Consider the following 25,403-nt stretch of genomic DNA (forward strand, 5'->3'; position numbering starts at 1 on the left):
CCACTAACCAGCCGTGACGACCGCGCATCGCCTGAGCTAGACGCAGCGCCCTCAGGCCGTTTAGCGCTTGATACAAATCAACACAGATTCCTACAGACATCCCTAGACTCCGGAACATTGCTGCTCTTTCCGGGGACCGCCCTCATGCTCGACGACCTACGTTGGGACACCGACCTGATCCGCCGCTACGATCTGGCCGGCCCACGCTACACCTCCTACCCAACCGCCGTGCAACTGCACAGCGAAGTGGGCTCGTTCGACCTGCTGCACGCCCTGCGCGAAAGCCGGCGGGCCGTGCGCCCGTTGTCGCTGTACGTGCATGTGCCGTTCTGCGCCAACATCTGCTACTACTGCGCATGCAACAAGGTCATCACCAAGGACCGGGCACGCGCTGCCCCCTACCTGCAACGCCTGGAACAGGAAATCCAGCTGGTGGCTTGCCACATGGACAGCAGGCAACGTGTGGAGCAGCTGCACTTTGGCGGCGGCACCCCAACCTTCCTGAGCCACGTAGAGCTGCGTCAACTGATGGCCACGCTGCGCCAGCACTTCAGCCTGCTCGATGACGATTCCGGCGACTATGGCATCGAAATCGACCCGCGCGAGGCGGACTGGTCGACCATGGGCCTGCTGCGTGAGCTGGGCTTCAATCGCGTCAGCCTCGGCGTGCAGGACCTGGACCCGGCCGTGCAACGCGCCGTCAACCGCCTGCAGAGCCTGGAGCAGACGCGGACCTTGATCGAGGCGGCTCGCACCCTGCAGTTCCGCTCGGTGAACCTGGACCTGATCTACGGACTGCCGCGCCAGACGCCCGAAGGGTTCGCCCGCACCGTTGAGGAAGTGATCCGCCTGCAGCCCGATCGCCTGTCGGTCTTCAACTACGCCCACCTGCCTGAACGGTTCATGCCGCAACGGCGCATCGAAGCCGGGGAGCTGCCCAGTGCAGCGGCCAAGCTGGACATGCTGCACGCCACCATCGAGCAACTGACCGCTGCCGGCTACCGCTACATCGGCATGGACCACTTCGCCCTGCCCGATGACGAACTGGCCGTCGCCCAGGAGGAAGGCACGCTCCAGCGTAACTTCCAGGGCTACACCACCCATGGGCACTGCGACCTGATCGGCCTGGGCGTGTCGGCGATCAGCCAGATCGGCGATTTGTACTGCCAGAACAGCAGCGACCTCGCCACCTACCAGGACAGCCTGTCCAACGCCCAGCTCGCCACCCAGCGTGGCCTGCTGTGCACCCCCGACGACCGCCTGCGCCGGGCGGTCATCCAGCAGCTGATCTGCCACTTCGAGCTGGACTTCGAGCCGATCGAACAAGCATTCGCCGTCGATTTTCGTGGCTATTTCAACGACCTGTGGCCGGAGCTTCTGACCTTGCAGCGCGACGGCCTGATTCGCCTGGACGACAAGGGCATTCGGATCCTGCCGGCTGGGCGACTGCTGGCCCGCGCGGTGTGCATGGTCTTCGATGCCTACCTGGCCATGCACAATCGCCAACGGTTCTCCCGTGTGATCTGAGCGAGACATTTGGCCGCACTCACCACGCCCCGGCCATGTGGCCCTTGGCACACAGGCGATCGGGCAATGCGCTGGCGGGTCTGACAGGTCATCCTGCTGGTCGCGGCCACTGGCCTACACCCTATGTCGTGGGTTACCCTTACGACTTATGTGTGCTTTCCCACAAGGATCGAGTCAAATGTCCGAGCCAGTCAAACTGCGCCCACACAGCCAGGCCCATTGCAAGGATTGCAGCCTGGCCCCCCTGTGCCTGCCCCTTTCACTCAACCTGGAAGACATGGACGCACTGGACGAAATCGTCAAGCGAGGTCGCCCTCTCAAGAAAGGCGAGTTCCTGTTCCGCCAGGGGGATAATTTTGGCTCGGTCTATGCCGTACGCTCCGGCGCCCTGAAAACGTTCAGCCTGAGCGACAGCGGCGAAGAGCAGATCACCGGTTTCCACCTGCCCAGCGAGCTGGTGGGCCTGTCCGGCATGGACACCGAGGCATACCCGGTGTCGGCCCAGGCCCAGGAAACCACATCCGTTTGCGAGATTCCGTTCGAGCGCCTGGATGAGCTGTCGGTGCAGTTGCCGCAGCTGCGTCGCCAGCTGATGCGCGTGATGAGCCGCGAAATTCGCGACGATCAGCAGATGATGCTGCTGCTGTCGAAGAAGACCGCCGATGAGCGCATCGCGACGTTCCTGGTCAACCTGTCGGCGCGCTTTCGCGCCCGTGGTTATTCGGCCAACCAGTTCCGCCTGAGCATGTCGCGCAACGAGATGGGCAACTACCTGGGTCTGGCGGTGGAAACCGTGTCGCGCGTGTTCACCCGCTTCCAGCACAATGGCCTGCTGCGCGCCGAAGGCAAGGAAGTGCATATCCTCGACCCGATCCAGCTTTGCGCGCTGGCCGGTGGGGCAATGGAGGCCTGAGGGCTGCATTAGCAGGTATACTGGGCCATTCGTTTTCCCAGGATACCTGCAACAATGCACAGCGACGCCTTCGACCTCAAAGCCCTGATCCGTCCGGTAGTGGACTTCCCCAAGCCGGGCGTGATCTTCCGCGACATCACCCCACTGTTCCAGTCGCCGCGCGGGCTGCGCTATGTAGCCGATCAGTTCATCGAGCGCTATGTCGAGGCCGAGTTCAGCCACATCGGCGCCATGGACGCACGTGGTTTTCTGATCGGTTCGATCATCGCCCACCAGCTGAACAAACCCCTGATCCTGTTCCGCAAGCAAGGCAAGCTGCCCGCTGACGTGCTCAGCGAGGGGTACCAGACCGAGTACGGCGAAGCCTTCCTAGAAGTGCACGCCGACAGCCTGTGCGAGGGCGACTCGGTACTGATCTTCGACGACCTGATCGCCACCGGCGGTACGCTCCTGGCCGCCGCCAACCTGGTGCGCCGTACGGGTGCGCAGGTGTTCGAGGCGGCAGCCATCATCGACCTCCCCGAACTGGACGGCTCGCGCCGCTTGCAGGCGGCGGGCGTACCGACCTTCTGCCTGACCGAGTTTTCCCTCAGCGAGCGCTGAGGGGGGACGGATGGGCGGCGATGGGGTTCAGGATCAACTTCGCCGCTGGAAGCCCTCTGTCACGGCACTGCCAGTCGAACCCGATCGCTGCCTCAGAGCGAAATAGGACGACGCCCTGCAAAAGCATGGGCCAGCGTGCCGCCGTCCACCAGCTCCAGCTCGCCGCCCAAGGGCACGCCATGGGCGATACGCGAGGCGACCAGACCCTTTTCAGCCAGCAACTGGGCAATGTAGTGCGCCGTGGCTTCACCTTCCACCGTGGGGTTGGTGGCAAGAATGACTTCGGTGAAGGTGCCCTGCTCCTGGATGCGTGCCATCAGCTGGGGAATGCCGATCGCCTCCGGGCCCAGTCCGTCGAGCGGCGACAGATGCCCCTTGAGCACGAAATAACGCCCGCGATAGCCAGCCTGCTCGACGGCATAGACATCCGTCGGGCCTTCGACCACGCACAGTTGCGTGTCGTCACGCCGTGGGTCGGCACACTGGGGGCAGAGGTCCTGTTCGGTCAGGGTGCGGCATTGACGGCAATGTCCTACCCCTTCCATGGCCTGGGTCAGCGCCTGGGCGAGCCGCAGCCCCCCGCTGCGGTCACGCTCCAGCAATTGCAGGGCCATGCGCTGTGCCGTTTTCTGGCCAACGCCGGGCAGAATGCGCAAGCCGTCGATCAGCTGGCGGATGAGAGGACTGAAGCTCATGGGAAACGCCTGACAAGTCATTAAGAGGCGGTTTATACCCACCATGGGGAGTGGCGTCAAATCGGCACGGCGGCCATAAAAAAACCGCCGCTGTTACCAGCGACGGTTCGTCGGCACGCAAATGCTCAGAACGGCATCTTGAAGCCTGGCGGCAGTTGCATGCCAGCGGTCATGCCGCCCATCTTTTCCTGGCTGCTCTGTTCGATCTTGCGCACGGCATCGTTCAGGGCTGCAGCGATCAGGTCTTCGAGCACTTCCTTGTCGTCTTCTTCGGTCGACATCAGGCTCTGGTCGATGCTCACGCGCTTGACGTCGTGGCGGCCGGTCATCACCACGCTGACCAGACCACCGCCGGACTGGCCGGTGACTTCTGCGTTGGCCAGCTCTTCCTGCATTTTCTGCATCTTTTCCTGCATCTGCTGGGCCTGCTTCATCAGGCCGGCCATGCCACCTTTCATCATGGGGAATACCTCGATTGGGTCATGTGATGCGGCCTGGCGCTAGGCTGGCCGCATGGTTATCCGTTACTGGCCCTGACTGGCCAGGGCCTCTACAGGCTCAATAGTATCGTGCCGCACCTTGGCGCCAAACAGCTTGATCATCTGCTGGATCAGCGGGTCGTGCTCGATTGACGCCTCGGCTTCATGCTGGCGTTCAAGGCGCTTGCGGGCCGCGGCCTGGGCTGGCGTTTCCTGTTCGGGCCGAATCAGCTCGATGCGCAGGTTCAACGTACGCCCCAGGTGCTGGTTGAGCGCCTCGTTCAGGCGCCTTTGCTGGGTGGCGTTGAACAACGCGCCTTGCCCCGGGTCCAGGTGCAGGAGCCAGTCATCACCGTCGGCGGCGATCAACGTGCAGTTGGCCGCGATGTTGCCTGTCATACCAGAGACAGGCAACTGCGGGAACAATTCCAGCCACTGCAAGGCTAGCCCGGTCGCCGGCTTGGCAGCGGGCAGCGGCTCGGCGGCGGCCTGGGGTTGTTCCTGGACGTGCTCGGCCAGCTCATCGAGGTAGCTGAAGCCCACCGGATCGCTTTCGCCAGCATAGTAGTCTTCGTCGAGCGGCGGCTCATCGTCGCGGTCCATGCCCACCGACGCGTACGCACCTGGATCGAACGGGGGTACGTCATCGTGGGCTGGCGCCTGTTGGGCAGGCGCAGGTTTTGCAGCAACGGGTGCTGGGGCCGGCTGGGGCTCCGGCACGGCCGGTGCGGCAGGCTCTTCCCATGGCAGATCGACAACCGGCGCAATGGGCTCAGGCACCGAGATGGCGGAGATTTCCGCCTCGAGTTCGCGGTCACGCTCAGCTTCGGGTTCATGGTCGGCCGTTGCTGGTGCAGGCACCTCGATCACGGGCGCTGACGGCGCCGACGCAACCGGTTCGCTTACCGGTTGGGCAACCGCTGCCGGGGGCGCCACCGGCTCGACGGAATCAGCTGTGGCCTGGCTGATCCCCACTGGCTTTAGCACCGGCCTCGGGGCCCCGTCCGCATCGGCCGGGCGGAACGCCAGCATGCGCAGCAGTACCATTTCGAAGCCACCACGCGGGTCGGGCGCCAAGGGCAGGTCACGCCGCCCTATCAGGCCCATCTGGTAATAGAACTGTACGTCTTCGGCCGGCAAGGCAGCAGCCAGGGCCAGCACGCGCTCCCGGTCACCCTGGCCGTTGTCCACCGCCTCGGGCAAGGCCTGGGCGATGGCCACGCGGTGCAGCACGTTGAGCATTTCGGCCAGCACCCCGGCCCAGTCCGGGCCCTGCTCGGCCAGGTTGCGCACGGCTTCGAGCAGTGCGCGTGCATCCCCTTCGAGCAATGCCTGCAGCACCCCGTACACCTGGCCGTGGTCCAGGCTGCCGAGCATGGCGCGCACATCGGCAGCCAGCACCTTGCCTTCACCGAAGGCAATGGCCTGGTCGGTCAGGCTCATGGCATCGCGCATCGAGCCGTCGGCCGCACGGCCGAGCAACCACAGCGCATCGGCTTCGAACGGCACGTTCTCGGCCTCGAGCACGTGGCTCAGGTGCTCGACCACACGCTCCGGGCTCATGTTCTTCAAGGAGAACTGAAGGCAGCGCGAAAGAATGGTAGCCGGCAGTTTCTGCGGGTCGGTGGTGGCGAGGATGAACTTGACGTAGGGCGGTGGTTCTTCCAGCGTCTTGAGCAACGCGTTGAAGGAATGGGTCGAGAGCATGTGCACTTCGTCGATCAGGTAGACCTTGAAGCGACCACGGCTCGGCGCGTACTGGACATTGTCCAGCAGCTCGCGGGTATCCTCGACCTTGGTACGGCTGGCGGCGTCGATCTCGATCAGGTCGACGAAACGCCCTTCATCGATTTCCCGGCAGACCGAGCAGGTACCGCAGGGCGTGGAGGTGATACCGGTTTCGCAGTTCAGGCATTTGGCGATGATGCGCGCGATGGTAGTCTTGCCTACGCCGCGCGTGCCGGTGAACAGGTAGGCATGGTGCAGGCGCTGGTTGTCCAGCGCGTTGATCAAGGCCTTGAGCACATGGGCCTGGCCGACCATTTCGCGAAACGAGCGCGGACGCCATTTACGTGCAAGAACCTGATAACTCATCGAAAAACCATCGTAGCCTGATCGAGCGGAAGAGCGCTAATGCTAGCGGAGCGGGGGCAAAATTGCACTGCCTGACTGGCCGGGCGCGACGATGGACAGCGGATCATGGAGGACCTGCGGTGCGGACCCTGCTGACTTTGCTTCTTTTCTGGTCGGCTCACAGCCTGGCTGAACAGCCGGTACTGCGTTTTTCGGTGGCCGAGAGCTGGAGCATGCCGCTGATTCGCATCGAGAACGGCCAGCCGGTCGAGGGCCTGTTGTTCGATGTGATGCAGGCGGCCGCCGAGCAAGCCGGTGTACGCGCCGAATATCATGTAATGGCTCGAATGCGCCTCGAGGAGGCGATGAACCAGGGTGATATCGATGTACGTTGCTATGTCAGCGATCAGTGGCTGATGGCGCGGCCGAAGGACTTCATCTGGAGCGTGCCGCTGATTCACCAGCGCGATGTGCTGGTAGGCCGCATAGGCGAAGGCGGCCCGATTTCGCCGCAACGGTTGTCACCCCAGCCCATCGGCACCGTCCTGGGCTACACCTACACCACGCTTGAACCCCTGCTGGCGGCACACCGCCTTTACCGGGAGGATAGCCGCAGCCAGGAGCTGGCCCTGCAGAAGCTGCAAGCGGGACGGTACCGCTATGCCGTCAGCAACCAACTGTCACTGCGGTGGTTCAATCACCAGCGCCATGCGCAACTGCAGCCACTGGCGGTGCTGGACGAACAGGACCTGGGCTGCCTGGTACGCAACGACCCTGACATCCCCGCCCAAGCGCTTCTGCGCGCATTGGTGCGCCTCAAGCAGAGCGGGGAGATGGAGCGCTTGCTGCAACGCTACGGCAGCACCGAAGAGCCCCAACCCGCCGGGACGGGCACCTGACGCCTACAGCGCCAAGGCCGTCACGTACATCCCGATACCGAATACCAGGTGATTCACCAGGCTCTTGAACCGCGCGCGCCAGGGGCTGGGCGTGCGTGAAGCAAAAAAGCCCATGCCCATGGCAGGCTGCATCAGGCACAGGGGCGCCAGTACCGTACCTGCGCCCACAGCCAATGCCGGCCACAGGGTCGGGGCGCTCAGCCAGGGAGTGCCCGCCGTGATGACCAGCAGCATCGCGAACGCCACGCCAATGACGTAGTGCAGCGTCCAGCCCAAGATCCGCTCATGCTTGATGGGCGGGGCCTGACGGATTGCCTGGTGGCGCCAGCGCCCTCGCAGTGCATGCCCCGCCCAGCGACCCACCAAGGCGTAATCGAGCGTGCTAACGCCCAGGCGCCTGGAGACCGCCGACCAGCCGTCCATGACCAGTGTGGCCCCGACGCCGATGCCTATTGCTGCAATCCACTGTTCGCTGATGCCCATGACGCTCCCTCTGATTTGACGTTGTCGGATTCGCCGGTCAGCATGCAAGTTGAAGTCAACTTCAAGTCAAGGGCTTGTACATGGACATTGCAGATGTGGCGAGACGCACGGGCGTGCCGTCTTCGACGCTGCGTTATTACCAGAAGAAGGGACTGCTCACGGCGCGTGGCGAGCCCGGCCAACGCCGGCAGTTTTCGGCTGACGTGGCGCAAAGGCTCGCATTGATAGCGCTGGGCCAGTCCGCCGGTTTTTCGCTGGACGAAATCAGCACCCTGCTGGTGGACATGAAGGTCGACCGGGCGCAGCTGCTGGCGAAGGCCGATGAGCTCGACAGCCGGATCAAGACGTTGCAGGCCATGAGCAAAGGCTTGCGCCACGCGGCTGAGTGCCCTGCCGACGATCATCTGGCTTGCCCGAGGTTTCGCCGGTTGATGGCAGTGGCCTCAGCGAGGTCAGCACGCATGAAAGTATCGAGCCGCTCTGTGAAGGCCGGGTAGAAACGCGGTAGTGTGCGCAGCGCCATAGCCAATTGCCTCAGGGGCGTGAACGGGCTGCGCTTACAACAAAAACCGAAACGCCTTGGCGCATTGTGGCAAAGGCCGACAGATTTTCGTGTGCAGTCTGAGTGACCAAGCGCTTGGCCTTTTAGAATTTAAGGCCTGAAATGGAGGCGGCCCCGCCAGCCACACCCCGGCACTCGATGTTCCCGCTATGGCTGCTCCCTTCCGGGCCTGACCAGGTTAACGGGTAATCAATGCGGGAGGACCGACAGGGCCACCACTACATGTCTCGCTGAACAGCGAGTGGCGCCATTGTACCGGTCCTGAGCCCAGATACAACCTCTGCAGCAGAAAAAGTCATCATTTCTCAATGACTTGTCTGGCTAGCGCGCGCCACGCGGTCAAACACCTCGCCAGCCACCCCCGCACGCCAAGATGGCCAAGTGCCGACAATCACGCACCGGGCCAACACGGCTCCAGGGTTATCAGACCTCGATGCCCTGCTGGGCAAGAAACGCCACGAACGCCTCTTCATCGAGCACCTTCACGCCCAGCTCGCTGGCCTTGGCCAGCTTCGACCCGGCACCCGGCCCTGCCACCACGCAGTGGGTCTTGCCAGAAACGGACCCCGCCACTTTCGCCCCCAGGCCTTCGAGCTTCTCCTTGGCGATGTCGCGGCTCATGCGTTCCAGGGAGCCGGTCAGCACCCACGTTTGGCCTGCCAGAGGCAGCCCCTCGGCCACCTTCTTCTCGCTGCGCCAGTGCATGCCGAAGGCCAGCAGCTGCGCCTCGATGGCATGGGCCAGACGCTGGTTGGCTTCATCCCTGAAAAACCCGCGTACAGCCTCTGCCTGGCGCGTATTGAGCGCCTGGCGCAGGTCAATGCCGTCGGCGGCGATGATCTTGTCCAGGCTGTCCAGGCGCGCCACCAGCTTTTGCGCGCCGGTCGGCCCTACCGAGGGGATGTCGAGTTTGGCGAGCATGTCAGCCAGGGTGGTACTGGCGGCGAACTCCGCGGCCAGTTCGCCTTCGTCCTGCAACTGCATGCCGCTGTCCAGCAACTGGCGGATGACCTTCTGGTTGTGTTCGTCTTCAAAGAAGTTGTGGATCTCATGGGCCACTTCCAGGCCAATGTCCGGCAGATAGGTGAGCACCTGCGGCAATGCCTGTTGCACGCGCGACAGGCTGCCCAGTGAGCGGGCCAGCACCTTGGCGGTTTCTTCACCGACATCGGGAATGCCCAGGGCATAGATGAAGCGGGCAAGGGTCGGCTGCTTGCTGGCGGCGATGGCATCGAGCAGCTTGCGGCTGGACACTTCGGCAAAACCTTCGAGGCCGACGATTTGGTCAAACGTGAGCGTGTAAAGGTCGGCGGGTGAGGCAATCAGGCCCTCGTCCACCAACTGCTCCACGCTTTTCTCACCCAGCCCGTCGATGTCCATGGCCCGGCGCGACACGTAGTGGATGATCGCCTGCTTGAGCTGCGCCCCACAGGCCAGGCGACCGACACAGCGGTACACGGCCCCCTCGCTGGTCACTTCCCTGCCCTTGCTGCGCTTGACCAGCTGGGTGCGCTCCACATGCGAGCCGCACACCGGGCACTGGCTGGGCACCCGCACTTCACGCGCCCCTTCCGGCCGACGCTCCAGCACCACCTGCATCACCTGCGGGATCACGTCGCCTGCGCGGCGGATGATGACCGTATCGCCAATGCGCAAGCCCAGGCGGGCGATCTCGTCCATGTTGTGCAAGGTGGCATTGGACACCGTCACACCGGCGACCTTGACCGGCTTCAGGCGGGCGACTGGGGTGACCGCGCCCGTACGCCCCACCTGGAACTCCACGTCCAGCACCTCGGTGAGCTCCTCCATCGCCGGGAATTTATGGGCGATGGCCCAGCGCGGCTCCCGGGCACGGAAACCCAGCTCCCGCTGTGCGGCCAGGCTGTTGACCTTGAACACCACGCCATCGATCTCGTAAGGCAGGCTGTTACGCCGCTCGCCGATGTCGCGGTAATAGTCCAGACATTGCTCGATGCCGGCCGCGTGCTTGAGCTCGCGACTGATCGGCAACCCCCATGTCTTGAGCTGCTCCAGCGTGGCGATATGGCTGTCGGCCACAGGTGCGGACACCTGGCCGACACCGTAGCAGCAGAATTCCAGCGGGCGACTGGCAGTGATCTTGGAGTCCAGCTGACGCAGGCTGCCTGCCGCGGCATTGCGCGGGTTGGCGAAGGTCTTGCCGCCGAGGTCGGCCTGGGACGCATTGAGCCGGTCGAAGCCGGCCTTGCTCATGAACACCTCGCCGCGCACTTCCAGCACCGCAGGCCAGCCTTGCCCGTGCAGCTTCAAGGGAATGTTGCGCACGGTACGCACGTTGGCGCTGATGTCTTCACCCGTGGTGCCGTCGCCTCGCGTGGCACCCTGCACCAGGTGACCGTCACGGTAGAGCAGGCTGACCGCCAGGCCATCGAGCTTGGGCTCGCAGCTGAAATCCACCGCGCCTGGCTGGTCCAGCCCTTCCGTCACACGGCGACCGAACTCACGCAGGTCAGCCTCTTCGAAGGCATTACCCAGGCTGAGCATGGGAACCTCATGACGAACCTGGCTGAATGCGGCAAGGGCCGCCCCACCTACCCGCTGGGTGGGCGAGTCGGGCGTGACCAGGTGGGGATGCTCGGCCTCCAGCGCCTTGAGTTCGTTGAACAGCCGGTCGTACTCGGCGTCGGGCACGCTGGGTTCGTCCAGCACATAGTAGCGGTAGTTGTGCTGGTCGAGTTCGGCACGCAGTTCGTGAATGCGGGTTTCAGCGGTCATTTTGAGCTTCTCTTGCAAAACGAAAGAGCAGCCTGGCAGCCTCTGGAGAGCCAGGTCTCGTCATCGCCTTGTGCCTTAGGCAGCGAGCCCGCTCCACAGGTTCGCCACAGCCTTCAAAGGCTGCGGTGAAACCGTGAAGCGGGCTCGCTTGCCGAAAGCCGAGTCGATGAGCAAGAGGCCTGAACCGACCAGCACGCCCCGAGGCTGCTCTTCGTCTGGATTTATCAGCGCTTCTGGGTCAGGGCACGGCGCTCGAATTCCACGATGCGCTGGCGGTAGTGTTCGATGGTCTGCGCCGTTAAAACGCTGCGCTGGTCATCCTTGAGTTCACCGTTGAGCTCATGGGCCAGCTTGCGCGCTGCCGCCACCATGACGTCGAAGGCCTGCTTCGGATGGCGCGGGCCGGGCAGGCCGAGGAAGAAGCTCACCGCACGCGTGCTGAAATGGTCGATGTCATCCAGGTCGAAGATGCCAGGCTTGACGGCATTGGCCATGGAGAACAGCACTTCGCCGTGACCGGCCATGCTCTCGTGACGGTGGAAGATGTCCATCTCGCCGAACCGCAGGCCACTTTCCAGAATGTTCTGCAGCAACGCCGGGCCCTTGAACCCACCCTCGTCACGGGAAATAACGCTGATCACCAGCACTTCCTCAGCCGGCGGCAGCTCCTTGACGCTGTTGTTGGCCGCTGCAGGGGATGAGCTACGCCCCCTGTCCGCCGCGAAGTCGTCCTCGTCGTCGATCACGATATCCGCTTCACGGGAGGGCGCGCTGAAGCCTGCGTCAACGCGCGGCGCTTCTGCAGCCGCCGGGCGTTTTGGCCACTTGCTGACCTTGGCAGGTTTAGGTTCGCGCTCACGGTCCCGGTCCGAGGCACTGAGCGACGGAAGATCACTTTCGTCCAGCTCAGGCTCCCTGTGGGTGTCGAGCACGCGGGGTGGGCCGAGCACTTCGGCACCACCGCCTTCATCGTCCGCCGCATTGGCATAACTGCGGTCCAGACGGAATTTCAACTTACCCTTGCCGCCGCGCATACGGCGCCAGCCATCGAAAAGAATGCCGGCAATGACAATGATGCCGATAAGGATCAGCCACTCGCGCAGACCGATTTCCATGTAATCCCGTGCCTCTAATAAATATGCTGAAAACAAAGGCTTCAAAGGCCTTTAACACGTGGCGCCAAGCCTATGTTCTGACAGGCGTTTTACCCACGCATAAAACGAGTGACATAAAGCTAGCACGACCAAAGACAACTTTACACCGTCTGTCTCACATGACAGGGGCATTTCAATGAAGATTGTGCCGTTCGACCACAGGTTTCACGCATCGACCATCGCCATGGCCGCCTCCACATCCACGGCCACCAGGCGCGAACAGCCCGGCTCGTGCATGGTGACCCCCATCAGCTGGTCGGCCATTTCCATGGCGATCTTGTTGTGCGTGATGTAAATGAACTGCACGCTCTCACTCATTTCCTTTACCAGCCGGGCATACCGCCCGACGTTGGCATCGTCCAGCGGTGCGTCGACTTCATCGAGCATGCAGAACGGTGCGGGGTTCAACTTGAAGATGGCAAACACCAACGCCAAGGCGGTCAGTGCTTTTTCGCCACCGGACAGCAGATGAATGGTGCTGTTCTTCTTGCCCGGTGGTCGCGCCATGATCGTCACCCCTGTATCGAGTAGATCTTCGCCCGTCAGTTCCAGATAAGCGCTGCCGCCACCGAAAACTTTTGGGAAAAGTGCCTGCAATCCGGCATTTATCTGATCAAAGGTATCTTTGAAGCGGTGGCGGGTTTCCTTGTCGATCTTGCGAATGACATTTTCAAGCGTGTCCAGCGCTTCGACCAGATCAGCATCCTGGGCATCGAGGTAGCGCTTGCGCTCGGACTGCTGTTCGTACTCCTCGATGGCGGCCAGGTTGATCGCGCCCAGCCGCTGGATACGGGCATCGAGCTGCTCCAAGGCCTGCTCGGTGCCGGCCTCGGTAGCGTCGGGCTCGACCGTGGCGAGAACGCCCTGCAAGTCGTAACCGTCGGCGAGCAACTGCTCCTGCAATGTAGTACGCCGCACTTCCAGGCCCTGACACTCCAGGCGCAGTTGTTCGAGTTGACCACGCAGCAACTGAGCCTGCTGCTCGGCCTGGGTGCGGCGCTTTTCGGCATCGCGCAGTTCGCGGTCGGCCTCGTCCATTTGCAGGCGTGCCTGGCGCATTTCTTCGTCGACACCCATGCGCCGTTCCAGCAACTCTTCGAGCTTGAGCCGCAGCTCCTCCAACGGCGCCTCCCCCTCCTCCAGGTTCAGACTCAGCTGCTCCTGTCGCTCGCTCAGACGGGCCGCTTGCAGTTCCAGGCGTTCCAGGGCCTGACGCGTGGAGTCATGCTGGGCGCGCAGCGACCCCAGGCGCACGGCCAGCTGGTGGGCATGGTCCTTGTGCTGCCTGGCTTCCTGACGAATGCGGTCCAGGCCCTCACGCAGCCGGTCGCGCTGGGCCAGCAGCACTTCGCGCCGATCGGTGTCCTGGGCCATGAGTTCGAGGGCATCCTGCAACAGCAAACGGGCTTCGCCCAGTTGCTCATGCTCGAGGGCGCGCTGCTCGTCGAGCTCAGCCAGCTCTTCGTCCAAACGGCGGCGGCGCAGCGCGACCTGTTCGGCACGGGCACGGTTGGCTGACAAGCTGGCCTTGAGTTCGGCTTGCAGGCGGCTTTTTTCCTGGGCGCGACGGCGTACCTGCTCGCGCTGCGCTTCCAGGTGCTGCTGCTGTTCACGCAGGGTGTGCAGCTGCTGGTCAAGCTGCTGCAGGGCGATGTGCTGCTCACGCTGACTGTGCTCGAGCCGCTCGATCTCCTGACCGCGCGCCAGCACCCCGCCTTCACCGCTGCCACCGCGGCGCACACGAAGGCTGTGGCGGGCGACCCAGTAGCCATCGCGGCTGACCAGGCTCTGCCCTTCGCCCAACGCAGCACGCAAGGCCAAGGCCTCGGCCAGGTCTTCCACGGGCCTGACCTGGCCCAGCCATGGCGCGAGGTCGACGGGGCCTTGTACCTTGTCCAGCAGGCTGCCGGAAGGCACCGCCTGGCTGGCGCAAGCCGCGAGCAGCAGGCTCACATCGCCCTGCTGCAAGCCCGCCAGATCCAATGGTGCGAAGTCGTCCACCAGCACGGCTTGCAAGTCGGCGCCCAACACGGTTTCCACCGCAAGCTCCCACCCGGGCTCAACGCGCAACGCTTGTGCCAGGCGAGGGCAGTCTGACAACCCCTGCCCCTGCAACCATTGGACCACACCAGCACCTGGGTCCAGGGCTGCCTGCTGCAGGGCTTCCAGCGATGCCAGGCGCCCGCCCAGGCGTTGCACATCACCCTGGGCCTGTTGCTGAGCCAGCCCGGCCTCCTGCAGCGCCTGGCGCACCGTTTCCAGGCGCTCGATAACCTCCTCTTCCTCCAGTTGCAGTGCTTCGAGCGACAACTCGCTGCTGGCCAACTGCTCAACCTGCTCCAGCATCGCCGCGTCTTGCGGGTCTTCGCCCAACTGCACCTGTTCGTCGGTGAGTTTGCGCTGACGCTCGGCCAGGCGCTCCAAGCCGCTTTCCAACTGCTGCAAGCGCGCCTGCTGCACTTCGGCCTGGCGACGCGGTTCAGCCGAGCGACTGTTGAAGGTGTCCCACTGCTCCTGCCAACCGTGCATGCCTGATTCGGCCTCTTCCAGCACGGCAGCGCTTTCTTCGGCAGCCGCCAGGGTCAGCGCCTGCTCGGGCTCGAGCATGGCCAGTTCTTCTGCCAAAGTTGCCAGCAGCGTACGGTCATGCCCCAGGTGCGATTCGGTTTCCTGGCGCGTGCGTTCGGCTTCCTTGAAATCGTCCTGCAACTGGCGCAAACGTTGCTGGCCGTGCTGGATGCTTTGCTCGACCCGGGCGATGTCGCCGGCCACCGAGTAGAACCGGGCCTGCACCTGGTTGAAGCGCTCGGACAGCTCATGATGACCGTCACGCAGCCGCTCGATGCTGGCATCGGCATTGCGCTGCTCGGCCACCAGCGCCTCGAAGGACACATCCTGGTTACCGATCACCGACTGACGCTGACGAACCCGTTCGTCCAGCTCGCGCCAGCGCAACGCCGCCAGGCGCGCCTTGAGCTGGCGTTCCTGCGCCTTGTATTCACGGTATTTCTCGGCCGCCTGGGCCTGGCGGTGCAGGCGCTCAAGCTGGCGTTCCAGCTCCTCGCGCAGGTCGGTCAGGCGCGCCAGGTTCTCCTGGGTTCGGCGGATGCGGTTTTCAGTTTCGCGGCGACGCTCCTTGTACTTGGAGATACCCGCCGCTTCCTCGATGAAATTGCGCAGTTCCTCGGGCTTGGCTTCGATCAGCTTGGAGATCATGCCCTGTTCGATGATCGAGTAGCTGCGAGGCCCGAGGCCTGTGCCCAGGAAGATATCGGTGATGTCCCGACGCCTGCACTTGGTGCCGTTGAGGTAATAGCTGTTCTGGCTGTCGCGGGTGACCTTGCGCCGAATTGAGATCTCGGCGTAGGCGGCATACTCGCCCACAAGGGTAGTCTCGCTGTTGTCGAACACCAGTTCGATGCTGGCCTGGCTGACCGGCTTGCGGCCGCTGGAGCCGTTGAAGATGACGTCGGTCATCGACTCGCCGCGCAGGTTCTTTGCCGAACTTTCGCCCATTACCCAGCGTACGGCGTCGATGATGTTGGACTTGCCACAGCCATTGGGGCCCACGACCGCCGCCATATTGCTCGGGAAGTTGACGGTGGTGGGGTCGACGAAAGACTTGAACCCTGCCAGGCGGATGCACTTCAGACGCATCAGTCAGGGCCGGGCCAGCGCTGCCAGTACCAGTTCGCAACTGCGCTGGCCATAGGCGGTAAGTACTTCACGAATGCGCAGCAAGTCGCGCAGCACCACCGCCTCGAGCAAGTGATCGAACAGGCCCAGGTAATCGACCATGTTCGCCTGGCGCTGGTCCAGGGACAGGTAATAGGCGCGGCTCATGGCGGGCTGCAAGTTCTCGACGGTTTCCTGCAGGAACGGGTTGTCGGCGAAGGGGTAGGCAGCACGCATCACCTCGAAACTCTCGGCCACGAACGCCTCAATGTCACGTGCGGCATGCGCCACCTGAAGACGCTGCTGAATGTCCAGAAACGGGCGCAGTTCGTCTTCATTGCGCCAGCGTTGTGCAACCGCGTTGCCCAGCAGGATGTAAAACTCGCTCATGAGCGTGCACAGGCTGCGCACGCTGCGCTCATCCAGCTCGGTGACGTGGGCGCCCCGGCGCGGCAATATCGCCACCAGGTGGCGACGTTCAAGGATCAGCAGCGCTTCGCGCACCGAACCCCGGCTGACGTTGAGCGCCTGGGTCACCTTCTGTTCCTGGATACGCTCTGCAGGCGCCAGTTCGCCGCGGATGATGCGCTCGGCCAGGTAATCGGCAATCTGCTCGGCGAGGCTGTCCGGGGCCTTGAACGTCATGGTTTTCCTTCAAATCACTGAACGGGACACAAGGGGGCGGATTGTAGCCTACTTGCCCCCGGGAAGCGCAGCGGGCTATCGGGGTTTATTTGACCACCCGGACAGCTGCCGGGCCGGCGCGATCTATGCTTGGTGTAAGCATCATCAACCAGGGTGGGCCGGCCGCCGGACGATTTCCTGACCTTTGAGTCAGAAAAACATTGACCCGCGCGACAGGTGTTGCTTAGAGTCGGCCCAACAACAATAAAACCATTGCGAGGCCATCCCCGTGATCCAGTTTCTCGTCAACCAAGAGCTGCGCAGCGAGCACGCCCTGGACCCGAACATGACCGTGCTGCAATACCTGCGCGAGCAGTTGGGCAAACCCGGCACCAAAGAGGGCTGCGCCAGCGGTGACTGCGGCGCCTGCACCGTGGTGATCGGTGAACTGACCCAGGACGACGCCGGCAACGATGCCTTGCGCTATCGCAGCCTCAACTCATGCCTGACGTTCGTGTCCAGCCTGCACGGCAAGCAACTGATCAGCGTCGAAGGCCTCAAGCACCAAGGCCAGCTGCACAGCGTGCAACAAGCCATGGCGGACTGCCATGGATCGCAATGCGGTTTCTGTACGCCAGGCTTTGTGATGTCGTTGTTCGCCCTGCAAAAGAACAGTCAAGGTGCCGACGTGCATCAGGCCCAGGAAGCACTGGCCGGCAACCTGTGCCGCTGCACGGGTTACCGGCCCATCCTCGACGCCGCCCAGCAGAGCTGCCGGCAGCCCTGCCCTGACCAGTTCGATGCCCAGCAAGCGCAGACCATCGCCCGCCTCAAGGCCATTGCACCGTCGCAGACCGGCGAGCTGAACAGTGGCGACAAACGTTGCCTGGTCCCGCTGACCGTCGCCGACCTGGCCGAGCTGTACAGTTCGCACCCCGAAGCCCGGTTGCTGGCAGGCGGTACCGACCTGGCGCTGGAAGTCACGCAAATGCACAAGACCCTGCCAGTGATGATCTACGTGGGGCATGTAGCCGAGCTCAAGCGGATCGAGCAGACCGCCACCCATCTTGAAATCGGTGCCGCTACCCCGCTCACTGACTGCTACCAGGCGTTGAACGCCCAATACCCGGACTTCGGCGCGCTGCTGCATCGCTTCGCTTCGCTGCAGATCCGCAACCAGGGCACCCTGGGCGGCAACATCGGCAACGCTTCGCCCATCGGCGACTCACCGCCCTTGTTGATCGCGCTGGACGCCCAGGTGGTCCTGCGCCAGGGCGAGCGCCAGCGCACGATGCCGCTGGAAGCCTATTTCATCGACTACCGCATCACCGCCCGGCAGGACAGCGAGTTCATCGAGAAGATCCTGGTACCCCTCGCCCGGCACGACTGGACGTTCCGCGCCTACAAGGTTTCCAAGCGCCTGGACGATGACATTTCGGCGGTGTGCGCAGCGTTCAACCTGAGCATCGAGCACGGGGTGGTCAGCGGCGCACGCATCGCCTTCGGCGGCATGGCGGCCATCCCCAAGCGCGCCCGTGCCTGCGAGGCGGCGTTGCTTGGCCAACCCTGGAACAAGGCCAGCGTGGAGCGCGCCTGCCAGGCCCTGGCCGAAGACTTCACCCCGCTCAGCGACTTCCGCGCCAGCCAGCAATACCGCCTGCTGACCGCGCAGAACCTGCTGCGCAAGTACTTTATCGAACTGCAAACGCCGCACATCGAAACCCGGGTGACCGCTTATGTCTAACCATCATGTGCCCAAAAGCCAGGCCGAAATGGCCGACCTGTTCCGCCAGGACCTGACCACCGGGGTCGGGCGCAGCGTCAAGCACGATAGCGCCGACAAGCACGTGTCCGGCGAAGCGTTGTACATCGACGACCGACTGGAATTCCCCAACCAGCTGCACGTCTACGCACGTACCGCAGACCGTGCCCATGCGCGCATCCTGCGCATCGACACCACGCCCTGCTACGCCTTCGAAGGGGTGCGCATCGCGATCACCCATCAGGACATTCCCGGGCTCAAGGACATCGGCCCGGTGGTGGCAGGCGATCCCTTGCTGGCCATCGACAAGGTCGAGTTCTTCGGTCAGCCGGTCCTGGCCGTGGCCGCACGTGACCTGGACACCGCACGCCGCGCCGCCATGGCCGCCGTCATCGAATACGAGGACCTCGAACCGGTGCTCGATGTGGTCGAGGCGCTGCGCAAGCGGCACTTCGTGCTCGACAGCCACACCCATCAGCGCGGCGACAGCGCTGCAGCCCTGGCCAGCGCCCCGCATCGCCTGCAAGGCACCCTGCACATCGGCGGCCAGGAACACTTCTACCTGGAGACCCAGATTTCCTCGGTGATGCCCACCGAAGACGGCGGCATGATCGTGTACTGCTCCACCCAGAACCCCACCGAGGTGCAGAAACTGGTGGCCGAAGTGCTCGATGTGCCCATGAACAAGGTGGTGCTGGACATGCGCCGCATGGGCGGCGGATTTGGCGGCAAGGAGACCCAGGCCGCGAGCCCGGCTTGCCTGTGCGCCGTCATCGCCCGCCTGACCGGGCAACCGACGAAGATGCGCTTGCCGCGGGTCGAGGACATGACCATGACCGGCAAGCGACACCCCTTCTACGTCGAGTACGACGTGGGCTTCGACAACCAGGGTCGCCTGCACGGCATCAACCTGGAGCTGGCCGGCAACTGTGGCTACTCCCCGGACCTGTCCGGCTCGATCGTCGACCGCGCCATGTTCCACTCCGACAACGCCTACTACCTGGGCGATGCCACCGTCCACGGGCACCGCTGCAAGACCAACACCGCGTCGAATACGGCCTACCGGGGCTTTGGCGGACCGCAAGGCATGGTCGCCATCGAGCAGGTGATGGACCACATCGCCAGGCACCTTGGCCGCGACCCGTTGGCCGTGCGCAAGGCCAACTACTATGGCAAGGACAAGCGCAACGTCACCCATTATTACCAGACCGTCGAGCACAACATGCTCGAGGAGATGACCGCCGAGCTTGAAGCCAGCAGTGACTACGCCGAACGGCGGGCGGCCATCGGCCGCTTCAATGCCAGCAGCCCGATCCTGAAAAAAGGCCTGGCGCTGACTCCGGTCAAGTTCGGCATCTCGTTCACCGCCACCTTCCTCAACCAGGCAGGGGCGCTGATCCATATCTACACCGATGGCAGCATCCACCTGAACCACGGCGGCACTGAAATGGGCCAGGGCCTGAACACCAAGGTGGCGCAGGTGGTGGCCCAGGTCTTCCAGGTCGATATCGACCGGATCCAGATCACCGCCACCAACACCGACAAGGTACCCAACACCTCCCCTACCGCCGCTTCCAGTGGGGCTGACTTGAACGGCAAGGCCGCACAGCATGCTGCCGAGATTCTCAAGAAACGTTTGACCGAATTCGCTGCCAAGCACTACCAGGTCACCGAGGAAGACGTGGAGTTCCGTAATGCCCACGTGCGTGTGCGCGACCAGATCGTCAGCTTCGAGCAGTTGGTGCAGCAGGCTTATTTCGGTCAGGTGTCGCTGTCGAGCACCGGGTTCTACCGCACGCCAAAGATCTTCTATGACCGCAGCCAGGCACGGGGGCGCCCCTTCTACTACTACGCCTTTGGCGCGGCCTGCGTGGAAGTGATCGTCGACACCCTGACTGGCGAATACAAGATGTTGCGCGCCGATATCCTGCACGATGTGGGCGACTCGCTGAACCCGGCCATCGACATCGGACAGGTCGAGGGAGGATTCATTCAAGGCATGGGCTGGCTCACCACCGAGGAGCTGGTGTGGAACGCCAAGGGCAAACTCGTGACCAACGGCCCGGCCAGCTACAAGATTCCAGCGGTGGCCGACATGCCGCTGGACATGCGGGTCAAGCTGGTGGAGAACCGCAAGAACCCGGAGGACACGGTGTTCCATTCCAAGGCCGTGGGCGAGCCGCCGTTCATGCTCGGGATCGCCGCCTGGTGCGCGATCAAGGATGCGGTGGCCAGCCTTGCCGACTACCGCGTGCAACCGAACATAGATGCCCCTGCCACGCCGGAGCGGGTGTTGTGGGGCTGTGAGCAGATGCGCAAGGCGGCCACCCTGCAACCTGCGGTGCAGGAACTGGACGCAGTGAACAATTGAAGGTGCGTTGCCTGTTCGGGCCCATTGCCGGCAAGTCGGCGAGAAGGCCCGAACAGGCACCCATAGATGAGGATCTTGCATCATGCACCAATGGATCAACGCCCTGGCCGAACACCAGGCCCGCGGCGAGGCCTGCGTACTGGTGACCATCATCGAAGAACGCGGCTCCACCCCGCGCAATGCCGGTTCGAAAATGGTGGTCAGCGCCTGCGGATCATACGACACCATCGGCGGCGGCCATCTGGAATACAAGGCGCTGCACATCGCCCGGCAGATGCTCGGCGAGCACCGCGGTACCCCGCACCTGGAACGCTTCAGTCTTGGCGCCAGCCTCGGCCAGTGCTGCGGGGGTATGACGGTGTTGTTGTTCGAACCCATGGCCGCCGTGCAGGCGCAGATCGCCGTGTTCGGCGCGGGCCATGTCGGCCGGGCTCTGGTACCCTTGCTCGCCGCGCTGCCCTGCCGGGTGCGCTGGATCGATTCGCGCGAGCAGGAATTCCCTGCCCAGATTCCCGCCGGCGTGACGCGCGTGGTCAGCGAGGAACCGGTCGATGAAGTGGCAGACCTGCCGCCGGGCAGCTACTGCATCGTCATGACCCATAACCATCAGCTCGACCTGGAGCTGACCGCTGCCATCCTCAAGCGCAACGATTTCACCTGGTTCGGCCTGATCGGCTCGAAGACCAAGCGAGTCAAGTTCGAGCATCGCCTGCGCGAGCGCGGGTTCGACCCCGCCCTGGTGGCGCGCATGCGGTGCCCGATGGGCCTGACCGAGGTCAAGGGCAAGCTGCCCATCGAAATCGCCGTGTCCATCGCCGGCGAAATCATCGCCACCTACAACGCCCGCTTCGGCCAGCACGACGCTGCCGCCAACGCCGGCCCCATTGCCCAGTTGCTGCCGCCTTCACGGCGCAGCCAAGCCATTTGACGAGTGAGATATGACCGTTACCCGCAAAGCCTACCGAGCCGCCATCCTGCACAGCATCGCCGACCCGGCCGAGGTAGGCCTGGACGCTTCCCATGAGTATTTCGAAGACGGCGTGCTTGTGATCGACGACGGACGCATCCAGGCCGTGGGCCATGCCAGCGACTTGTTGCCGACCCTGGACGCCGACATACCGGTAGAGCACTACCAGGACGCATTGATCACCCCAGGGTTCATCGACACCCACATCCACTTCCCCCAGACCGGCATGATCGGCTCCTACGGGGAGCAGTTGCTGGACTGGTTGAACACCTACACCTTCCCTTGCGAGAAGCAATTTGCCGACAAGGACCATGCCGACCAGGTGGCGCAGATCTTCCTCAAGGAGCTGCTGCGTAACGGCACCACCACCGCCCTGGTGTTCGGCAGTGTGCACTCCGAATCGGTCAACGCCTTGTTCGAAGCAGCCGAGCGCCTGGACCTGCGTCTGATCGCTGGCAAGGTGATGATGGACCGCAACGCCCCCGATTACCTGACCGACACCGCCGAGTCCGGTTACGCCCAAAGCAAAGCGCTGATCGAGCGCTGGCATGGCAAAGGCCGCCTGCACTATGCCGTCACCCCGCGTTTCGCACCGACCAGCACGCCTGAGCAGCTGGCACGGGCGGGCCAACTGCTCAAGGAACACCCAGGCGTTTACCTGCACACGCACCTGTCGGAGAACCTTCAGGAAATCGACTGGGTCAAGTCGCTGTTCCCGGAACAGAAGGGCTACCTGGATGTGTACGACCATTTCGAACTGCTGGGCGAGCGCTCGGTCTTCGCCCATGGCGTGCACCTGTGCGACGAAGAATGCCAGCGCCTGGCCGAGACGGGCTCGGCGGTCGCGTTCTGCCCCACCTCCAACCTGTTCCTGGGCAGCGGGCTGTTCAATCTGCCTCAGGCGGAGCGCTTCAAGGTCAATGTCGGCCTGGGCACCGACGTAGGCGCCGGTACCAGCTTCTCGCTGCTCAACACGCTCAATGAGGCATACAAGGTGATGCAGCTGCAAGGCGCACGCCTGCACCCTTTCAAGTCGCTCTACCTGGCGACCCTGGGCGGTGCGCGCGCGCTGCGCCTGGATGACCGGATCGGCAGCCTGCGCCCGGGCAATGACGCGGACTTTGTGGTGCTGGACTACAAGGCAACGCCGCTGCTGGACTATCGCCTGCAGCAGTCCAGAAGCATCGAGGAGACGTTGTTCGTGCTGACCACCCTAGGCGACGACCGCACGGTTCGTGAAACCTATGCGGCCGGGCGTTGCGTGCATCAGCGCGAAAGGTAAGGGTCGCGCTGATGCGAGCCCAGGCGAACGGTCAGTTCTTGACCGTGAGCTTGGGCTTTTTCAGCAGATGGGAGAACACCGCATGCAGATCGTCCGAGGCGCTCTCCTCGTCCAGGTTCAGCTTGCTGTCGATGTGGTCCATGTGATGCATCATCAGGCTGACTGCCTGGGCGGCGTCACGCGCCTCGATGGCATCGATCAGCTGCAGATGCTCGTCGTACGAGCAGTGGGAACGATTGCCGCTCTCGTACTGGGCGATGATCAGCGAGGTCTGCGATACCAGGCTGCGCTGGAAGCTCACCAGCGGCGCATTCCCCGCCGCTTCGGCAAGCTTGAGGTGAAACTCGCCGGACAGCCGGATGCCGGCGCCGCGATCCCCTCGGGAAAAACTATCGCGCTCTTCGCGGACCATCTGCCGAAGCTCGGCCAACTGCTCGGCGGTGGCGTGCTCCACGGCAAGCTCGGTGATGGCACGCTCGACCATGCGCCGCGAGAAGAACACCTGGCGCGCCTCCTCCACGGTTGGGCTGGCGACCACGGCGCCCCGATTGGGCCGCAGCAGCACCACGCTCTCGTGGGCCAACCGTGACAGGGCCCGGCGGATGATGGTGCGGCTGACGCCGAAAATCTCGCCCAGCGCCTCTTCGCTGAGCTTGGTGCCCGGCGCCAGACGTTGCTCCAGGATGGCCTCGAAGATGTGCGCATAGACAATGTCGTCCTGGGTACCACTGCGACCGGCCTTGCCAGCACGCGCGGGTTTTTTCAGGGGTTGCAGCTGTTCGTTCATGGGCTCTCGAGGCACGAAGGAAAGTATGGCGTCATTGTACACAGGCTGAGCCGTTTCTGCAGGCGTGCTTTAACGCATATAGCGATTGTTCACCTCACCTAGCATACAAAACATAAAACAGTATTTGCTTTCTTTGTACACAAAAGCATAATCGCTCAGGCAACTTCCTGACCTTACGGTCAACAATGCGCCACGGCACTGCATGCTGCTGGCCAGTTGCCGCCCTCGCGGAGCCGCCAAGTGCATTGCTCAGGACCACGGGCTCCATAACAACAAGAAAGACTTGAGGAGTACTCGCTGTGGAAAGCCGCAAAACCGAAGTCCCTACGCTGGACATCGCTTCACCGCCCGCCACGGGTTGGCTGGAGCGCATTTTCAAACTCAGGCAACACGGCAGTACCGTTAAAACCGAGCTGATCGCCGGGGTGACCACCTTCATCACCATGGCCTACATCATTTTCGTCAACCCCAACATCATGGCCGATGCCGGCATTGATCATGGCGCAGCCTTCGTGGCGACTTGCATCGCCGCCGCCCTCGGCTGCCTGCTCATGGGGCTGTATGCCAACTGGCCAGTGGGTCTGGCACCCGGCATGGGCCTCAATGCGTTCTTTACCTACACCGTGGTCGGCACCATGGGCTACAACTGGGAAACGGCACTGGGCGCGGTCTTCATCTCCGGCGTGCTGTTCATGTTCCTGACGCTGTCCAAGGTGCGCGAGTGGCTGCTCAACAGCATCCCCGTCAGCCTGCGCCATGCCATGGGCGCCGGGGTGGGCCTGTTCCTCGGCCTGATCGGCCTGAAGACCGCAGGTATCATCGTCGACAGCCCCGCCACCCTGATCAAACTCGGTTCGCTGCATGAGCCAGGCCCGCTGCTGGCGGCGATGTGCTTTTTGATGATCGCCATCCTCAGCTACAAGCGGGTATTCGGGGCGATCCTGATCAGCATCATCGGCGTAACGCTGGCGGGCTGGGGTCTGGGACTGGTGAAGTTCGGCGGCGTGGTGTCGATGCCGCCCAGCCTGGCGCCGACCTGGATGGCCATGGACGTGGCGGGCGTGTTCAACGTGAGCATGATCAGCGTGGTCCTCGCGTTTCTGTTCGTGCACATGTTCGACACCGCAGGCACGCTGATGGGCGTGGCGCAGCGGGCGAACCTGGTGGCCCCCGACGGCCGTATCGAGAACCTGTCCAAAGCGCTCAAGGCCGACAGTGCTTCGAGCGTGTTCGGCGCCGTAGTCGGCGTGCCGCCGGTCACCAGCTATGTGGAAAGTGCCGCGGGAGTGGCCGCCGGGGGGCGCACCGGCCTGACGGCTGTGGTGGTAGGCGTGCTGTTCATCGCCGCCATGTTCTTTGCACCGCTGGCCGGCATGATCCCCGCCTATGCAACCGCTGGCGCCCTGATCTACGTCGCGATGCTGATGATGGGCAGCATGGCGCACATCAACTGGGACGAGGCGACCGACAGCATTCCGGCGATCGTCACAGTGATCATGATGCCGTTGACCTTCTCGGTGGCCGATGGCATTGCGCTGGGTTTCATCAGCTATGTGGCGCTGAAGGCCGGTACGGGTAAATACAAAGAGATCTCTGCTAGCTTGTGGGTGCTGTGTGCGATCTTTATTGCCAAGTTCATCTTCCTCTGAAACTTTCGCAACAGCCAAGGGCGCTTCGGCGCCCATTTGTCATTACCGGCGCGATTGGCGTGCAAATCGATCAAACTAGGATTTTTGCCAGGTGCAAACTGAATCGGTGCTTGTTACAAGTGAAAGCCTTTACGGAGGCCTGCC

General features: G+C 63.3%; 19 protein-coding genes and 1 other RNA gene. 10 read left to right on the forward strand and 10 right to left on the reverse strand.

What is annotated here, in order from left to right:
• The first annotated feature begins 144 nt into the window (after positions 1-144).
• From hemN to B2J77_RS13670, 3 genes are all read left to right on the forward strand, one after another.
• Complete coding sequence (gene hemN / locus B2J77_RS13660) at positions 145-1,527, forward strand: oxygen-independent coproporphyrinogen III oxidase (RefSeq protein WP_058604808.1); 1,383 nt, start codon at positions 145-147, stop codon at positions 1,525-1,527.
• A 178-nt stretch (positions 1,528-1,705) separates the two neighbouring features.
• Positions 1,706-2,440 carry a Crp/Fnr family transcriptional regulator FnrA gene (gene fnrA / locus B2J77_RS13665; RefSeq protein WP_058604807.1) on the forward strand — a complete coding sequence of 245 codons (735 nt, stop codon included), beginning with the start codon at positions 1,706-1,708 and terminating at the stop codon, positions 2,438-2,440.
• 54 nt (positions 2,441-2,494) lie between these two features.
• Positions 2,495-3,043, forward strand: coding sequence for an adenine phosphoribosyltransferase (locus B2J77_RS13670; protein WP_023535921.1), 549 nt, complete (start codon positions 2,495-2,497; stop codon positions 3,041-3,043).
• A 92-nt stretch (positions 3,044-3,135) separates the two neighbouring features.
• Here B2J77_RS13670 and recR read toward each other — a convergent pair whose 3' ends face one another.
• The 3 genes from recR to dnaX all read right to left on the reverse strand — a co-directional run bounded on the left by recR (position 3,136) and on the right by dnaX (position 6,311).
• A complete protein-coding gene (gene recR, locus B2J77_RS13675) occupies positions 3,136-3,738 on the reverse strand; it encodes a recombination mediator RecR (protein ID WP_023535938.1) in 603 nt (200 codons plus the stop codon).
• A 125-nt stretch (positions 3,739-3,863) separates the two neighbouring features.
• Positions 3,864-4,199 carry a YbaB/EbfC family nucleoid-associated protein gene (locus B2J77_RS13680; RefSeq protein ID WP_023535908.1) on the reverse strand — a complete coding sequence of 112 codons (336 nt, stop codon included), beginning with the start codon at positions 4,197-4,199 and terminating at the stop codon, positions 3,864-3,866.
• Between the two features lie 63 nt (positions 4,200-4,262).
• Entirely contained in the window at positions 4,263-6,311 is a 2,049-nt protein-coding gene (dnaX, locus tag B2J77_RS13685; RefSeq protein ID WP_078478853.1) for a DNA polymerase III subunit gamma/tau, read from the reverse strand.
• A gap of 119 nt (positions 6,312-6,430) precedes the next feature.
• On the opposite strand from dnaX, the gene B2J77_RS13690 reads away from it, so the two are divergent.
• A complete protein-coding gene (locus B2J77_RS13690) occupies positions 6,431-7,189 on the forward strand; it encodes a substrate-binding periplasmic protein (RefSeq protein WP_078478854.1) in 759 nt (252 codons plus the stop codon).
• Positions 7,190-7,192: 3 nt separating this feature from the next.
• On the opposite strand, the gene B2J77_RS13695 is transcribed toward B2J77_RS13690, so the two are convergent.
• Positions 7,193-7,672: a DUF2938 domain-containing protein gene (locus tag B2J77_RS13695; RefSeq protein ID WP_058638561.1), complete on the reverse strand. Its 480-nt coding sequence runs from the start codon at positions 7,670-7,672 to the stop codon at positions 7,193-7,195.
• Positions 7,673-7,752: 80 nt separating this feature from the next.
• Between B2J77_RS13695 and B2J77_RS13700 the strand changes: the two genes are divergently transcribed.
• Positions 7,753-8,169 (forward strand): helix-turn-helix domain-containing protein, encoded by a 417-nt coding sequence (locus B2J77_RS13700; RefSeq protein WP_058638560.1) that lies wholly within the window; start codon positions 7,753-7,755, stop codon positions 8,167-8,169.
• 177 nt (positions 8,170-8,346) lie between these two features.
• Here B2J77_RS13700 and ffs read toward each other — a convergent pair.
• The 5 genes from ffs to B2J77_RS13725 form a co-directional block, all read right to left on the reverse strand.
• An RNA gene (gene ffs / locus B2J77_RS13705) (signal recognition particle sRNA small type) lies at positions 8,347-8,443 on the reverse strand.
• A 214-nt stretch (positions 8,444-8,657) separates the two neighbouring features.
• Entirely contained in the window at positions 8,658-10,988 is a 2,331-nt protein-coding gene (ligA, locus tag B2J77_RS13710; protein WP_058638559.1) for an NAD-dependent DNA ligase LigA, read from the reverse strand.
• A gap of 224 nt (positions 10,989-11,212) precedes the next feature.
• Positions 11,213-12,103, reverse strand: a complete 891-nt coding sequence (zipA, locus tag B2J77_RS13715) for a cell division protein ZipA (protein ID WP_078478855.1) — start codon at positions 12,101-12,103, stop codon at positions 11,213-11,215.
• Between the two features lie 204 nt (positions 12,104-12,307).
• Positions 12,308-15,799, reverse strand: a complete 3,492-nt coding sequence (smc, locus tag B2J77_RS13720) for a chromosome segregation protein SMC (protein ID WP_078478856.1) — start codon at positions 15,797-15,799, stop codon at positions 12,308-12,310.
• A 3-nt stretch (positions 15,800-15,802) separates the two neighbouring features.
• Complete coding sequence (locus B2J77_RS13725; protein ID WP_078478857.1) at positions 15,803-16,462, reverse strand: GntR family transcriptional regulator; 660 nt, start codon at positions 16,460-16,462, stop codon at positions 15,803-15,805.
• A 268-nt stretch (positions 16,463-16,730) separates the two neighbouring features.
• Between B2J77_RS13725 and xdhA the strand changes: the two genes are divergently transcribed.
• The 4 genes from xdhA to guaD all read left to right on the forward strand — a co-directional run bounded on the left by xdhA (position 16,731) and on the right by guaD (position 22,823).
• Entirely contained in the window at positions 16,731-18,185 is a 1,455-nt protein-coding gene (gene xdhA / locus B2J77_RS13730) for a xanthine dehydrogenase small subunit (protein WP_078478858.1), read from the forward strand.
• Positions 18,178-20,574 (forward strand): xanthine dehydrogenase molybdopterin binding subunit, encoded by a 2,397-nt coding sequence (xdhB, locus tag B2J77_RS13735; protein ID WP_078478859.1) that lies wholly within the window; start codon positions 18,178-18,180, stop codon positions 20,572-20,574. The genes xdhA and xdhB overlap by 8 nt, the downstream gene beginning before the upstream one ends.
• Before the next feature lie 82 nt (positions 20,575-20,656).
• Complete coding sequence (gene xdhC / locus B2J77_RS13740; RefSeq protein WP_058638553.1) at positions 20,657-21,502, forward strand: xanthine dehydrogenase accessory protein XdhC; 846 nt, start codon at positions 20,657-20,659, stop codon at positions 21,500-21,502.
• A 10-nt stretch (positions 21,503-21,512) separates the two neighbouring features.
• Entirely contained in the window at positions 21,513-22,823 is a 1,311-nt protein-coding gene (guaD, locus tag B2J77_RS13745) for a guanine deaminase (protein ID WP_058638552.1), read from the forward strand.
• Between the two features lie 31 nt (positions 22,824-22,854).
• Here guaD and B2J77_RS13750 read toward each other — a convergent pair whose 3' ends face one another.
• Positions 22,855-23,610 carry a GntR family transcriptional regulator gene (locus B2J77_RS13750; RefSeq protein ID WP_058638551.1) on the reverse strand — a complete coding sequence of 252 codons (756 nt, stop codon included), beginning with the start codon at positions 23,608-23,610 and terminating at the stop codon, positions 22,855-22,857.
• A 299-nt stretch (positions 23,611-23,909) separates the two neighbouring features.
• Between B2J77_RS13750 and B2J77_RS13755 the strand changes: the two genes are divergently transcribed.
• Positions 23,910-25,259, forward strand: coding sequence for an NCS2 family permease (locus B2J77_RS13755; protein WP_078478860.1), 1,350 nt, complete (start codon positions 23,910-23,912; stop codon positions 25,257-25,259).
• Positions 25,260-25,403 lie beyond the last annotated feature (144 nt).

Origin of the sequence: Pseudomonas parafulva, assembly GCF_002021815.1 — a bacterium.
Taxonomy (GTDB): Bacteria; Pseudomonadota; Gammaproteobacteria; order Pseudomonadales; family Pseudomonadaceae; genus Aquipseudomonas; species Aquipseudomonas parafulva_B.

Coding starts and splice junctions, on each gene's coding strand:
- hemN (WP_058604808.1), top strand. CDS start 145: ATGCTCGACGACCTACGTTGGGACACCGACCTGATCCGCCGCTACGAT.
- fnrA (WP_058604807.1), top strand. CDS start 1,706: ATGTCCGAGCCAGTCAAACTGCGCCCACACAGCCAGGCCCATTGCAAG.
- B2J77_RS13670 (WP_023535921.1), top strand. CDS start 2,495: ATGCACAGCGACGCCTTCGACCTCAAAGCCCTGATCCGTCCGGTAGTG.
- recR (WP_023535938.1), bottom strand. CDS start 3,738: ATGAGCTTCAGTCCTCTCATCCGCCAGCTGATCGACGGCTTGCGCATT.
- B2J77_RS13680 (WP_023535908.1), bottom strand. CDS start 4,199: ATGATGAAAGGTGGCATGGCCGGCCTGATGAAGCAGGCCCAGCAGATG.
- dnaX (WP_078478853.1), bottom strand. CDS start 6,311: ATGAGTTATCAGGTTCTTGCACGTAAATGGCGTCCGCGCTCGTTTCGC.
- B2J77_RS13695 (WP_058638561.1), bottom strand. CDS start 7,672: ATGGGCATCAGCGAACAGTGGATTGCAGCAATAGGCATCGGCGTCGGG.
- B2J77_RS13700 (WP_058638560.1), top strand. CDS start 7,753: ATGGACATTGCAGATGTGGCGAGACGCACGGGCGTGCCGTCTTCGACG.
- ligA (WP_058638559.1), bottom strand. CDS start 10,988: ATGACCGCTGAAACCCGCATTCACGAACTGCGTGCCGAACTCGACCAG.
- zipA (WP_078478855.1), bottom strand. CDS start 12,103: ATGGAAATCGGTCTGCGCGAGTGGCTGATCCTTATCGGCATCATTGTC.
- smc (WP_078478856.1), bottom strand. CDS start 15,799: ATGCGTCTGAAGTGCATCCGCCTGGCAGGGTTCAAGTCTTTCGTCGAC.
- B2J77_RS13725 (WP_078478857.1), bottom strand. CDS start 16,462: ATGACGTTCAAGGCCCCGGACAGCCTCGCCGAGCAGATTGCCGATTAC.
- xdhB (WP_078478859.1), top strand. CDS start 18,178: ATGTCTAACCATCATGTGCCCAAAAGCCAGGCCGAAATGGCCGACCTG.
- xdhC (WP_058638553.1), top strand. CDS start 20,657: ATGCACCAATGGATCAACGCCCTGGCCGAACACCAGGCCCGCGGCGAG.
- guaD (WP_058638552.1), top strand. CDS start 21,513: ATGACCGTTACCCGCAAAGCCTACCGAGCCGCCATCCTGCACAGCATC.
- B2J77_RS13750 (WP_058638551.1), bottom strand. CDS start 23,610: ATGAACGAACAGCTGCAACCCCTGAAAAAACCCGCGCGTGCTGGCAAG.